This window comes from Snuella lapsa (assembly GCF_039539345.1).
In the GTDB taxonomy this organism is placed as follows: Bacteria; Bacteroidota; Bacteroidia; order Flavobacteriales; family Flavobacteriaceae; genus Snuella; species Snuella lapsa.
On sequence record NZ_BAABCY010000085.1, the window covers coordinates 20,063 to 34,477 of the forward strand.

8 protein-coding genes and 1 other RNA gene are annotated in these 14,415 nt (G+C 35.3%); 5 read left to right on the forward strand and 4 right to left on the reverse strand.

Going from position 1 to position 14,415, the window contains the following annotated elements:
* Positions 1-21: 21 nt before the first annotated feature.
* Positions 22-1,647 carry an ABC-F family ATP-binding cassette domain-containing protein gene (locus ABD792_RS15815; RefSeq protein WP_345007337.1) on the reverse strand — a complete coding sequence of 542 codons (1,626 nt, stop codon included), beginning with the start codon at positions 1,645-1,647 and terminating at the stop codon, positions 22-24.
* 259 nt (positions 1,648-1,906) lie between these two features.
* Here ABD792_RS15815 and ABD792_RS15820 point away from each other — a divergent pair, with 259 nt between their 5' ends.
* On the forward strand, positions 1,907-3,331 hold the full coding sequence (locus ABD792_RS15820; RefSeq protein WP_345007338.1) for a TlpA family protein disulfide reductase: 1,425 nt from the start codon (positions 1,907-1,909) through the stop codon (positions 3,329-3,331).
* Positions 3,332-3,404: 73 nt separating this feature from the next.
* Here ABD792_RS15820 and fsa read toward each other — a convergent pair whose 3' ends face one another.
* From fsa to ffs, 3 genes are all read right to left on the reverse strand, one after another.
* Positions 3,405-4,061, reverse strand: coding sequence for a fructose-6-phosphate aldolase (fsa, locus tag ABD792_RS15825; protein ID WP_345007339.1), 657 nt, complete (start codon positions 4,059-4,061; stop codon positions 3,405-3,407).
* Between the two features lie 92 nt (positions 4,062-4,153).
* Complete coding sequence (locus ABD792_RS15830) at positions 4,154-4,957, reverse strand: SDR family oxidoreductase (protein ID WP_345007340.1); 804 nt, start codon at positions 4,955-4,957, stop codon at positions 4,154-4,156.
* Positions 4,958-5,018: 61 nt separating this feature from the next.
* Positions 5,019-5,117, reverse strand: an RNA gene (gene ffs / locus ABD792_RS15835) — signal recognition particle sRNA small type.
* An 87-nt stretch (positions 5,118-5,204) separates the two neighbouring features.
* On the opposite strand from ffs, the gene ABD792_RS15840 reads away from it, so the two are divergent.
* The 4 genes from ABD792_RS15840 to ABD792_RS15855 all read left to right on the forward strand — a co-directional run bounded on the left by ABD792_RS15840 (position 5,205) and on the right by ABD792_RS15855 (position 14,354).
* Positions 5,205-6,239, forward strand: coding sequence for a glutaminyl-peptide cyclotransferase (locus ABD792_RS15840; RefSeq protein ID WP_345007341.1), 1,035 nt, complete (start codon positions 5,205-5,207; stop codon positions 6,237-6,239).
* A 1,036-nt stretch (positions 6,240-7,275) separates the two neighbouring features.
* Complete coding sequence (locus ABD792_RS15845) at positions 7,276-9,900, forward strand: alkaline phosphatase D family protein (RefSeq protein ID WP_345007342.1); 2,625 nt, start codon at positions 7,276-7,278, stop codon at positions 9,898-9,900.
* Positions 9,901-10,317: 417 nt separating this feature from the next.
* Positions 10,318-12,237, forward strand: a complete 1,920-nt coding sequence (locus ABD792_RS15850; protein ID WP_345007343.1) for a sulfatase family protein — start codon at positions 10,318-10,320, stop codon at positions 12,235-12,237.
* Between the two features lie 23 nt (positions 12,238-12,260).
* The gene (locus tag ABD792_RS15855; RefSeq protein ID WP_345007344.1) at positions 12,261-14,354 is read left to right on the forward strand and encodes a sulfatase-like hydrolase/transferase; all 2,094 of its coding nucleotides are present in this window, start codon (positions 12,261-12,263) and stop codon (positions 14,352-14,354) included.
* Positions 14,355-14,415: the final 61 nt, after the last annotated feature.

Sequence of the window (14,415 nt, forward strand, 5' to 3'; positions counted from 1 at the left end):
TTAAGAGCTATATTTATCTCTTTAGGCAGTAACTGAATACATTTTATTACGCAATTCCTTAATTTTTGCATCCTGCATATATTCGTCAAAAGTAGTATATCTATCAATAATGCCATTAGGTGTTAATTCTACTACACGATTTGCTACTGTTTGGGCAAATTCATGATCGTGAGTCGTAAACAAAATGGTACCTTTAAAGTTTTTAAGCGAATTATTAAATGCCGTAATACTTTCCAAATCCAAGTGGTTTGTAGGTTCGTCCAACATAAGCACGTTTGCTCTTACCATCATCATTCTACTTAGCATACAACGTACTTTTTCCCCTCCCGATAACACATTCGACTTCTTAAGGGCTTCTTCTCCACTAAAAATCATTTTGCCCAAAAACCCACGAATATAAACCTCTTCGCGCTCTTCTTCGGTCGTTGCCCATTGACGCAACCAATCTACTAATGTCAAATCATTGCTAAAAAACTCACTGTTATCTAATGGAAGATAAGACTGGGTTGTTGTTATTCCCCAAGCGTACTCACCTGCATCAGCCTGCTCCTTCCCATTTATAATCTGATAAAAAGCAGTAGTCGCCCTCGAATCTTTTGAAAAAACAACTACTTTATCTCCCCGGTTAAGATTTAGGTCGATTTCTTTAAATAATGTTTCCCCTTCAATAGAAGCTGCCAAACCTTGAATGTTCAAAATTTGATCTCCTGCTTCTCTATCTCGTTCAAAAATAATTGCTGGATACCTACGACTAGTAGGTCTAATATCTGCTATATTTAGTTTATCGATCATCTTTTTTCTACTTGTAGCTTGTTTACTTTTAGCCACATTGGCAGAAAAACGCCTGATAAACTCTTCTAATTCCTTTTTCTTTTCTTCGGCTTTCTTGTTTTGCTGAGCACGCTGACGCGCAGCTAATTGAGAAGATTCATACCAAAACGTGTAATTACCCGAATAATGGTTAATTTTACCAAAATCAATATCAGAGATGTGTGTACATACAGCATCTAAAAAGTGACGGTCGTGAGACACCACAATAACACAATTTTCATAGTTTGCTAAAAAATTCTCTAGCCAGGAAATAGTTTCGTAATCCAAATCGTTGGTAGGCTCATCCATAATCAACACATCAGGATTTCCGAATAGGGCTTGTGCCAAAAGCACCCGTACCTTTTGCTTACCATCCATGTCGCTCATTAGCATGTAATGAAACTCCTCTTTTATCCCTAAATTAGACAACATTGCGGCTGCATCACTATCGGCATTCCATCCATTCATCTCTTCAAACTGTACCTGAAGCTCCCCTATTCTTTCTGCATTTTCATCTGAGTAGTCGGCATACAACGCATCCATTTCAGATTTTATTTCAAATAAAGGCTTATTTCCCATTAAAACGGTCTCTAAAACTGTATGCGCATCGTACAAATTATGGTTTTGTTCCAATACAGACATGCGCTTGCCCGGTTCTAATGAAATATGCCCCGAAGTAGGCTCTTGCTTTCCAGAAAGAATCTTTAAAAACGTAGATTTTCCTGATCCATTAGCTCCAATAATTCCATAGCAATTCCCCTGAGTAAAGGTTGTATTCACCTCATCAAAAAGAATGCGTTTCCCAAACTGAACCGAAAGATTCGAAACTGATAACATATATGAGTCTTTTTATTTTCTGCAAAAGTAGAAAATTCAAACCGTAAGACGAAACATCCATTACTAATAATTTAACAGGTTAAAGCAAGCTGTTTATGCCTTTGTTTCTAATCGATAACCGCTTTTTATGGGTTATGGCAGATTTTCCTTAATTCCCAAGTCTAGTTTATTTAACAGCGTATTAACAACACTTTTTAATTACAACCTATATTTTTGTATAGAAAAGCGCGTATGCTGCTCATCTTTTAGAGGGAGATTTATGAAATTATATTTTTGGATATTAACTATATTAATAACCGTTCTTAGTTGCGAACATGATAGTAAGAATGACTATGCTTATATTGGAGGTGAAGTTGTTAGCCCCAAAAACGATATTGTCTTCATTAATCATTCCAACGAAGTTATAGATACGGTTAGACTTGATAAAAACAATAGGTTTATATATAAATTCGACAATCTTATACCTGGTTTGTATTCGTTTAGCTTACAATCCTCAGAAGGTCTTGAATACCAAACAGTACTCTTAGAACCTAACGATAGTATTTTGTTTAGACTGAACACCTTAGACTTTGATGAATCCTTGGTTTATACTGGTATAGGTGCTAAAAAGAACAATTATTTCATTGATGAGTTTTTAAAAAATGAAAACGAGGTTAAAGAGATATTCAAATTATGCCAATTAACACCAGCAGCCTACGATAAACACGTAGACTCTATAAAGCATAGCAAAGACAAAAACCTTGATACCTTTAAGGGAAAAAACAAAACTTCCGATTTATTCAATAGTATAGCTAGGGCTAATATTGATTTTAACTACTATTATAATAAAGAAATTTATCCGTTTGTGCATTATGGCAATAAGGCTGAAATTTTAAAGGAGCTTCCAAAAGACTTCTATGCCTTTAGACAGCAAATTAACTATAGTGACAACAATTTAAAGGACAACCACATTTATAAATCGTTTTTAAAATACAGCCTTAGTAACTTAGCTCTTTCTAGTCATTTTAAACATTCTCAGGAAGATAATTTTAACTGGCTTTCTACTTGTTACAATCTAGACAGGTTGAATCTCATAGACAGTTTGGTTGCCAACAACACTTTAAAAAATGAATTGTTATTTAAATTCACCATGAACTTTTTAACAAGAAATAATAATGAAACAACAAACAAAAAAATAATCGCTAGTTATTTAAGTAAAAGTTCCAGTGAAGAAAACAATGAAGAAATAAAGCTTTTTGCCAACTCGCTAAGTAAATTAAAAGTAGGTACAAGCATACCAAATGTAAAAGTAATTAACCTTCATAACAGCAATGAAAACCCTATTAATTCATTAATAAACTCACCTACAGTAATATTCTTTTGGTCTCATAAATTTTACAATCATTTTAAGGATAGCCATAATAAAATAAATGAATTAAAACTAAAATATCCTGAAGTTAAGTTTATAAGCATAAATATTGATGACTATGATACTCAAAAATGGAAAACCATTGTAGAAAGGAATAAGATCATAAATAAAGATGAGTACAAATTCCAAAATCCATCCGAATCAACAAAAGCATTAGCTATCTGGCACATGACCAAAACGATTTTAGTAGACGAGGACCAAAAGATAGTTAATAGTAACACCAATATTTTTGAAAGGAATTTTGAAGAGCAGTTATTGGGACTAATCAACAAATAAGACAAACAACAACAATACAATAAATATAAAAAGCCGGGAATACCGGCTTTTTAACATTTACGAAGGTTGTATATTATTTATTACCTTTTTTATAATCTTCTAAAAACTTTGCTAGACCTATATCGGTTAACGGGTGCTTTAACAAGCCTTCAATAGAACTAAGAGGTCCCGTCATAACATCTGCCCCTAATTTAGCACAATCGATAACATGCATAGTGTGTCTTACAGAAGCCGCTAAGATTTCAGTTTCAAAAGCATAATTATCGTATACTTGTCTAATTTCGGCAATTAAATTAAGTCCATCTGTAGAAATATCGTCCAAACGACCAATAAAAGGCGACACATAAGTAGCTCCCGCTTTTGCAGCCAATAAAGCCTGCCCTACAGAAAACACTAAAGTTACATTGGTTCGTATTCCTCTCTCCGAAAAATACTTGCAAGCCTTTACTCCATCTTTAATCATAGGTAGCTTTATAACAATTTGATCGTGTAACTCGGCCAAAGCTTCACCTTCCCTAACCATTCCTTCAAAATCTGTAGAAATAACTTCTGCACTAACATCTCCTTCGACAATATTACAGATATCGACATAATGCTTTAGTATATTATCTGTCCCTGTAATACCTTCTTTAGCCATCAATGATGGATTTGTAGTTACCCCATCAAGGACTCCAAGGTCTTGCGCTTCTTTAATTTGGTCTAGGTTAGCTGTATCTATAAAAAACTTCATTCTTAAAATATTTTATTTTGAGCTGCAAATTTACAACTTTAAATGGTAAGGTTAAACTCATTTTTTGTTAAACCAACTAAACATTGATTTTTCTAAAGTTTGTAATGGTTTATGAGTAGTTTCTCATACAACCTATCAGGAAGGATTCGTTTTAAAATAATAGAAAATTTCTGCATAAACACTCCTACTTTATAGTGTACTTTTGGTTTTTTGATTAGGATAACCTTATAAACAGCTTCTGCCATTAGATTGGGATCACTTCCTGAATCCACATGCGAATCCATGAGCTTCAAGGTATCTCCATAAGGTTTCTTGTAAGGTGAATTTTCTAAAATAGGTGCATGGTACCTACCTGCCGCAATATTTGTTGCAAAATCACCAGGAGCCACATTAGTCATTTCTATATTAAAACCCTTAATTTCCATTCTGAAAGCTTCGGTTAAAAGCTCTAAAGCTCCCTTACTGGCACTATAGATACCACGGTAGGGCAACCCCATGTAGCCTGCAATGGAAGTAACGTTTATAATCAACCCTGAATGTTGTTTCCGCATTTGTGGCAACACTGCTTTAATTACATTAATAGGACCAAAAAAATTAGTATCAAAATTAGCTCTAATTTCTTCTTCCGGTATTTCCTCTATGGGACCAGTTATCCCAGCTCCAGCATTATTGATTAAAACATCCAATCTTCCCTCTGTATCGATTATCGTTTTAACAGCCTTTTCAATAGAGGTTACATCCTTAACATCCAATTGTAAAATAGGAAACAGGCTTTCTTTATATCTATCTGGATTTCTACTAGTACCATAAACCTTAAATGATTTTTTAATTAAATACGTTCCTATTGATTTACCTATTCCAGAAGAACCTCCCGTGATTAAAACGACTTTAGACATGTATTATTTTTGTTCGTAAAGTTAGCATTGTTGTACATATTGGGAAAGAAAACGGCATAAAAAAAGGCAAGCTACCTACATCACACCGCTACGACCATCTACCTTTGCTTCGTTCCCGACCTGGAGGATTCAACAGGAGCTGGTTGTGTAGGACTTGCCAGTGCAAAGATACAATCTTTTAAAATTTCCACAATGATTTTTTAAACCGATTTTAAATAAATATCTTGCTTAAAATTTAAGGTAAATCATGAATACATTTAAACGTCTCACAATCATATTTTTAATAACACTAATTAGTGCTTGTGGATCTAAGTCTAATCAAAAAAAGACAGACTTTATCATAAAAACCAATGCTATTAAAGGGGATATTTCCATAAACGAGACCTTAAAGATCACTTTAGAAAATAAAAAAAAGCACACTATTGATTCTGTTTTCTACACCTTGGATGGTAAATCAATTAAAGAAGCAACTGCTTTAAACGACTTTAAATTAGGAAAACACACATTAGAAGCTAAAGTCTATTTTAATAATACCGAACAAACCGTAAACACCTCTATAACTTTATTAAATGGGGAAGCACCAAAGATTTACACTTTTAAGATTATTAACGAATATCCGCATGATATAACCTCTTATACTCAGGGCATTGAATTTTTTGATAACAACTTGTACGAAAGCACAGGACAGTACAAAGAATCGAAACTGAGACGTGTGAATTACAAAACTGGAGAGGTTTTAAAGAATATTAATTTAGCCGATGAATATTTTGGAGAGGGGCTTACTATTTTAAATGATAAAATATACCAACTAACCTGGCAAGAAGGTACAGGTTTTGTATACGATGTTAGCTCGTTTGATAAGCTAAGTAGCTTTAAATATGGTAATAGTAAAGAAGGTTGGGGCTTATGTAATAATGATACCGTTATTTACAAAAGTGATGGTACAGAAAAAATATGGACATTAGATCCCAATACCTTGACTGAGCAAGGGTTTATTCAGGTATATACTAACAAAGGTAAAATAGGTAGAATTAACGAACTGGAATGGATCGATGGAAAAATTTATGCCAACATCTACCAAAAGGATGGTGTGGCTATTATTAATCCAAAAAATGGAGCTGTTATTGCCGTAATAGATTTCTCTTCTTTAAAGAAAAAAGTAACACAACACGAAAAATTAGATGTTTTAAATGGTATTGCACATAATAGTGCATCCAATACCATCTTTGTTACCGGAAAACGCTGGGATAAATTATTTGAAGTCGAAATTATTAAAGAATAGACCTTTTGCCTTACATCGTTAGCCCCTTTTACCCTCAGTCTAAAATTGCCTTAAGCAAAAGGAATTGAAGAATGCCCATTTCTTATACTAGATGGCTCCTATTTTATTATTAGTGATTAAATGCATTTAAGCATTCACATCCAACAAGCTGTTAAACAAACACCTTAATTACATTATTTTACTAGCTTTAGATTGCCAAAACGCTATAGGTGCTCTTGGGTATACTTGCAAAAATTCATAAAATTAAACTTTCTTCACAGATAACAGTCTTACTTTCGACACCCATAAATTCACAATAAAAAAAGTTGTTTTTTCACCCACTTTCAATCTTTAGCTATATATATAATAAGCATCGCCAATTACCCAGGTGATTTGCTTAAGGATTTTAACAGTAGAAATAGACTCTATAAAAATGAATGCATGGTACAATTAAAATTTACATCATACGAATCAATAAACTTAGAATGATTAACAAAACGTTTACAGCAATATTCAAACCTAAGAAGGGCTCAACTACCATCGAAATAAGATGTTCTTGTTTTAAACAATTTACAAACACAAATACCGATGATCTGCTATTTACCGAAGCATGATATAGGGGAAGGTGTTAAAAAACTCGTATTATATAAAGGAGGCGTAATTATAAACACATGACACAAACATTAAAATTCACATCACACCTATCAATAAACTTAGAATGACCTGTAAAGCATCTACAACAATATTCAAACTTAAGAAGGACTCCTCTATCATCGAAATAAGGTATTCCAGTTTTAAACAACTTACAAGCATAGTACGGCATGCTTCACGACACCTCATACACTTACTGTTACTGGGAAAGAATGAGCTAAATTATTTGAGTAGTGCTTATTCAAGAATACAATCAAACATGCCTGCTTTGTTCCTTTAGAAGGATTTATACCCAATTTATGAAGAATAAGTCATCCTAAAAGCATTTAAAAAAACTTAAATTTGGACCAAACAGTCCAAACAACTTAACTGTTAAAACTAAATTTATTAATATTATAAAATCCATATGAAACGCAGAGATTACATTAAAACCTTTTTATTAGGTTCCGTCTTACCTATGACTTCTGGCTACGCCTTTTCTAAATCCTTTTCTACATTCTTTAAAGGACCTGTACCTGTTAATTTTAAAAGTGAATGGCATCTCTGGCAAGACATGAAATGGGTAGGCCCCCAATACTGGGGTAACCGTCTGCAAGACTGGAGGCTTGAAGAAGGTCGTGTTATATGTGATGTCACTACCTCAAATAGGAATTTACATTTATTAACAGTACAAAATCCTAAAGGCAACGTACCGTTCCAAACTTCGGTAAGCATTAGCAATTTAAACAACAACTTATCGCAATACAACGATGGTTGCATTGGACTACGCATCGGAGCAAAAGGACCTTTTGATGATTACCGCTCAGCTGCCGTTTTTGGTAAAGGACTCGATGTAGGTCTAACACCTAATGGTAAACTCAAAATAGGAGAAAAACAATATGAAACGAATATCCAAACGGTTCCAAACACTTACACCCTAGAGATTACTTCTACCCCAATAAGTTTAGAAACTGCTGCCCTAACTGTATCAATAATAGACACTAAAACTAATACGCCTATCACTGAACAGCGTAATATAGAAATAGCTTCAGAAAACTTACAAGGCAATTTTGCCTTATTAAGTGATGTTAACTTAAAACGAAAAACCTTAGAGCAACCTAGTGTTGCCTTCGAAAACTGGAACATAGCTTCCGAAGCCCTTTACTATAATCCAAATAACTTTTTTGGGCCAATATGCTTTGCTCAATATACATTGCATAAACAGAAATTAAAACTTACAGCTCAATGTAGTCCCGTAGAGCTAATTAAAGGCCATAAAATAAAATTGCAGTTTAAAATGGATGGCGCTTGGACAACACAACATAAAACTACGTTAAACAACATAGGCCGCGCCGTTAACTTTCAAGTGCCTAATTGGGCACATCAAGTAAATATCCCTTACCGTGTGCGTCTGGAAGTACCTTTAAAAAATAACGAATTATACCAATACGATTATGAAGGAACAATTGCTGCCGAACCCAAAGACAATGACCTATTAAAGGCAGCTGTTTTTAGTTGTAACGCACATTATGGATTTCCAGATGCCGATATCCATGAAAGTGTCTCATTATTAAAGCCAGACATTAGTATGTTTTTGGGCGATCAATTTTACGAGTTTACAGGTGGCTACGGAGCCCAGTACAATGGCGAACTGGATAAATCCAGTTTAGATTACTTAAGAAAGTGGATGATGTTTGGTTGGTCCTACCGAGAGATTTTCCGCCATATCCCTTGTGCGATCATTCCAGACGATCATGATGTATACCACGGCAATGTTTGGGGAGAAGGAGGTGAACTTGCTAATAACTCCGAAGGTTTTGGTTATAAATCACAAGATTCTGGAGGTTATAAAATGCCTCCCGAATGGGTTAACATGGTGCAGTTTACACAAACTAGCCATTTACCAGATCCATACGACCCCACTCCCGTAAAAAATAATATCGGAGTCTATTATACCAGCTGGGACTATGCAGGTGTAAGCTTTGCCATTCTAGAAGATAGAAAGTTCAAGTCTGCACCTAAACACATACTTCCCGAAAGTGCCCAGGTCCAAAATGGCTGGATCTTGAATAAAGATTTTGATATAAAAGAATATAAACATCTTGACGCCGAACTACTAGGAGAGCGTCAAGAAACCTTTTTAGAACACTGGGTTGAAAACTGGTCCAAAGACACCAAAATGAAAGCGGTACTGTCTCAAACCAATTTTGCAACAGTTGCTACCCTACCCAAAGATGCTGTTAACGATGAAGTTGTCCCCTCCCTACCAATACCAGAAATTGGAGAGTATGTAGTTGGGGATAAGCCAACAGTTGACATGGACTCGAACGGATGGCCAGCTATAAAAAGAGACCAAGCAGTTGAAATTATACGCAAAGCCCATGCCTTTCATATTGCTGGAGATCAACATTTAGGATCCTTCGTGCAATATGGTGTAGACACTCACGGAGATAGTGGATTTGCTTTTGCTGGACCCGCACTTAACAATGTTTGGCCCAGACGTTTCTGGCCTCCTATTGAAGATACATCAAAGCACTCCTATGAAAATCCTGCATATACAGGTAACCACATTGATGGCTTTGGGAATAAAATAACGGTGTTGGCTGCTGGAAACCCACACAATATGCACAAAGAACCAAAAATACTTTACAACAGGGCTGTCGGCTACGGTATTGTAACCTTTAACAAAAAGGACAGAACTATAAAAACAGACTGTTATAAACGATTTAGCAACCCTAAAGATCCCGATAGCCAATTCCCAGGTTGGCCTATTACCATAAACGAAAAAGACAATTTTGGCAAAAAAGCAGAAGCATGGCTCCCAACGATTATAGATACCAACAAAGTACAACCATTAGTAGCCATTTATAACAACAAAGGAGCATTGATATACAATATAAGAATGCACAACAATGCATTTAGCCCTAAAGTATTTGAGAAGGGAAAATACACCATTGTGTGTACAAACCTCAATTCTGGGAAAAGTCAAACCTTTAAAAATATAAAAGCAAAAACTACTAATACAGATAAATTAGTTTTTACTGAAGCTTAATAAACGTATTTAAACAGTTAAACAACATGTTTCAACCTATCAATATGAGATCAACAAACTACCTCGGTACAAACACACGAGGTAGTTGTTAGTTAGCTTAGGAACATTTAAATCTCGTTTATAGAGATAAAAAGAAACTAAAATGTGTAAAGAATTTGAAGCTCTTAAGAAAAAGTAAAGCTGCTATATTCTGGTTTTGATTTTAAAAAGTTTTTCACCCATTTTTGCTTTTTAGTTATATATATAATGTGGATGACAAATTCCTAGTTAAGAATTTTGTCCCACAGCGAAATACAAGATTTGCAAACTCTCTTTGAGAGAGGAATGTTTAAAATTTTTAATGTGAGAGCGTAGCGGTTGCATACATTCTCAATCTTATAATTAACTCACTATTAAATAATTATAAAATTTAAACGAATGAAAATAAAGATTCTATTTTTAATATTATACAATATTTCACTTTTAGGATTTTCGCAAGATCGTCCTAATATTTTATGGGTAACTTTTGAAGATACATCTCCCCAGTTTATAGGTTGCTATGGCAACAAAGACGCTCGTACACCAGTAATGGACAAACTGGCACAAACAGGCATACGCTATAACAATGCGTTTTCAACAGGAACAGTTTGTTCACCGTCGCGTTCTACCCTAATCACAGGAGTACGTACCTTTGAAATGGGTACTGGTAACCATCGCAGTAGTTTCCCCATTCCTGATTTTATACATGGATTTCCATACTATTTAAGGCAAGCAGGTTATTATACTTCCAACAACTATAAAACGGACTATAATATAAAAAATGTAAAAGATTTTATTGATGCTGCATGGAATGAAAACTCGAACAAAGCTGGTTGGTGGAAAAGAGAACAAGATCAACCTTTTTTCGCTGTTTTTAACTTTATGGATTCGCATCAGTCTAGAACCATGACCTTTTCTTATAAAAACTATGAAAAACTGGTAATAGATAAATTGCCAGAAACAAATCAAATTGGAGAGCAAGACTTTCCTATGCCTCCAATATATAGGGATTCTCCCGAAATGCGCAAACAATTTGCTCGTGTATACAATAGCATTGCTCTTACCGATATAAATATTGGAAAACTACTAAAACGTTTGGAAGACGATGGTTTAAGAGACGACACCATAATTTTCTGTTTTGCCGATCACGGAGAAGGTATGCCAAGGGGCAAGACTAATGGCATTAACTATGGGTATCAAATTCCTTTTATTGCATGGTTTCCAGAAAAATACAAACATTTATCACCTATAAAAACCACTGGAGCCATAACCAATGAAATGATATGTTTTGAAGACTTGGCTCCTACTATGCTAGCCATTGCTGGAGTTCCCGTGCCCAAACATATGAAAGGCCGTGTTTTTGCATCGAGCAATCACTCTAAACCAACTCCATACTTAGAACTTTCTAGCGACCGTTCCGACAATGGTATTGACATGATAAGAAGTATTACCGATGGTACTTATACCTACTCTAGAAACTATATGCCATTTATGCCAGAACTTAGATACATTCGGTTTATGGAAATAGGCGATATAAAACAGCTAATGCGAAACGATTTACAAAACGGTAAATTGAACGACTTACAATCCGATCTCTTTAAACCTCGCTTAGCGGAAACATTATACAACACTAAAGCAGATCCATGGGAAACAGAAAATTTAGCGAGCAAACCAGAAATGCAAAAAGTTTTAAAACGCTTTAGAAAAGCTTTGGATAAAAAGATTTTGAGTTCTAAGGATGTTATGTTTTTACCTGAATATGAAATTAATGAGATTTCTAAAACAACAACACCTTACCAATTTCGTTTAGACGCCCACAACTACCCTATTGCCAAAATCTACAAAATTGCTGCATTATCTGGAAAGCGAGGAAAGGCTATTGCCGAGATGCAAATTAAAGCACTTAACAATGAAAATAAAATCATTCGTTATTGGGCTATTACAGGATTAAGAAATCAAAATGAAACCATTTTAAAGGCCAATAAAACAGCTATACAAGAAGCCATTAATGACAGTTATGCTCCTGTTTCCATTACTGCTTCGGTTATAGCTTATAACAGCTTTCATAATAAGCTTGCCGAACAGAAACTAAAATCCTATTGTAAAACCAACAATGAACATCTGGCACTAATGACTTTAAACCATTTGTTATACGTATCCAATAAAACACCATTTATTGCAACTATAACAGAACTTGCAAAAAACAACAAACTCCCCTACAATCTTAAGGCTGCCAGTTTGGATGTTTTAGGAAGCTTAAATTTGGTACCAAATAATTTTGCTCATCATACAAAACTATCTCCTACTACTAAAAATTAAAAACACATTAAAATCCCTTAACAATGAAATTAACACCATTCGTTCTTCTTATACTTAGCGTACTTTTTGTACAATCTGGCCATAGTCAAAAAAACAAACGAGAAAATGAAAAGCAACCCAACATTATCTTTATTTTAACCGACGATTTAGGTTACGGGGATTTGGGAGTATTATATCAAAATGAAAGGAAAAAGAATAATGACAGGTCAAAACCTTGGGCTTTTACACCACACCTAGATACTATGGCCAACGAAGGAGCCGTAATGCTTCAGCATTATTCAGCAGCCCCAGTATGTGCCCCTTCCAGAGCATCCTTACTTAGTGGCTTGAGTCAAGGACATGCCAATGTAAGAAACAACCAATTTGACAAAGCTTTGGCCGACAACCATACCTTAGCCAATACATTACAAAAAGCAGGTTATACTACAGCTGCAATTGGAAAATGGGGGTTACAGGGAGATAAGCGTTGGTCTGAAAACGGAGCTAGTTGGCCTGCCCGACCTACTAACAGGGGCTTTGACTATTTTTATGGCTATATGACACATGTAGATGGACACGAACATTATCCTAAAGAAAGATTATACAGAAACCACGGCCAAGTTTGGGAAAACGACACCGACGTAACCGAAGCATTAGACAAATGTTTTACTGGCGATTTATGGACAGCGAAAGCTAAACAATGGATTACCAATACCGTTAAAAATAACGAAAAACCATTTTTTATGTTCTTAGCTTACGATACACCTCATGCCGTTTTAGAACTACCAACCCAAGCATATCCTAAAGGAGGTGGCCTAAACGGTGGTATACAATGGTTAGGAACTCCTGGACACATGATAAATACTGCCAGCGGACAGCCAGATTCTTGGATGCACCCCGATTATGCCAATGCTACTTACGATCACGATACCAATACCGCAACAGCCGAAGTCCCTTGGCCCAATACCTACAAACGATATGCTACAAGCGTGCGTAGAATAGATGATGCGGTTGGTGATATTTTACAGCTATTAAAAGATTTAAACATAGATGATAATACACTAGTCGTTTTCACTTCAGATAATGGTCCCTCACAAGAATCATACTTACCAAAACCATACGTTCCCAACCACCCCACTTTCTTCGACAGTTATGGCCCTTTTGATGGCATTAAACGTGATGTTCTTGAAGGAGGACTACGCATGCCATTGGTTGTAAGGTGGCCAAAAAGGATTGCAAAAAACACTATAAACAATACGCCTAGTATTTCTTACGACTGGTTGCCTACATTTATGGAAGCTGCCGGATTACCTGCTCCTGCAAACAGTGATGGCGTATCGTTATTACCTTCATTAACAAATAGTAAAGGACAAAAGGATAGTAAAATATACGTAGAATACAGTGTTGGAGGAAAAACACCTAACTACAAAGCCTTTAATGAAAATAACCGCAATCGGCCTAGAAAGGAAATGCAAATGATTCGTGTAGACGACTACGTTGGCATTCGTTATAATATTGAAGATGTTAATGCTGATTTTGAAATATACGATATTAAAAACGATACTCACCAAGCAAATAATCTGGCTATTAACAATGCTATGTCTGAACTGCAAAGTACGATGAAAGCTCGCATACTCCAAATGCGTCGTACCAATACCTCTGCAAAACGCCCTTACGATGATTTAACGATACCTTCGGTTACTGTCAGAAAAATAAAGAAAGGATTGAGATGGACATCTTATTCCGGTATTTATCCATGGTTACCCAACCTGGAAGTTCTTAATCCCTCGAAAAAAGGAAAAACAAAAAATCTGAATAATTTTGATTATACCGAACAAGAGCAAGACCTTTACTTATTTGAAGGCTATTTAGAAGTGCCAAAGGACGGCACATATACCTTTAGTTTTAGTGCTAGTGGTAAAGCTGTTATTAAATTACATGATGCCATTTTAGTTGATGCCGACTATAGCTATCAAGCCAATACAACTAAAACGGAAACCATGATCCTTCAAAAAGGATTACATCCTATCCGTATTTATTTATACAATGCCAACATGACAGCAAAACCATTTAAACTGGAATGGGAAACTAACAATATTACAAAATCGAGCATACCTCAATCTGCTTTTTACCATTAAGCTGTTTCTAGAAATAGAATTAATCACTCCCTAAAGTTTGGTTTTAAACAAAAGGCCTCTG

What these genes read in the sequence shown, in the direction of transcription:
- ABD792_RS15850 (WP_345007343.1), top strand. Translation starts at nt 10,318, where the DNA reads ATGAAAATAAAGATTCTATTTTTAATATTATACAATATTTCACTTTTA.
- ABD792_RS15815 (WP_345007337.1), bottom strand. Translation starts at nt 1,647, where the DNA reads ATGTTATCAGTTTCGAATCTTTCGGTTCAGTTTGGGAAACGCATTCTT.
- fsa (WP_345007339.1), bottom strand. Translation starts at nt 4,061, where the DNA reads ATGAAGTTTTTTATAGATACAGCTAACCTAGACCAAATTAAAGAAGCG.
- ABD792_RS15820 (WP_345007338.1), top strand. Translation starts at nt 1,907, where the DNA reads ATGAAATTATATTTTTGGATATTAACTATATTAATAACCGTTCTTAGT.
- ABD792_RS15840 (WP_345007341.1), top strand. Translation starts at nt 5,205, where the DNA reads ATGAATACATTTAAACGTCTCACAATCATATTTTTAATAACACTAATT.
- ABD792_RS15845 (WP_345007342.1), top strand. Translation starts at nt 7,276, where the DNA reads ATGAAACGCAGAGATTACATTAAAACCTTTTTATTAGGTTCCGTCTTA.
- ABD792_RS15830 (WP_345007340.1), bottom strand. Translation starts at nt 4,957, where the DNA reads ATGTCTAAAGTCGTTTTAATCACGGGAGGTTCTTCTGGAATAGGTAAA.
- ABD792_RS15855 (WP_345007344.1), top strand. Translation starts at nt 12,261, where the DNA reads ATGAAATTAACACCATTCGTTCTTCTTATACTTAGCGTACTTTTTGTA.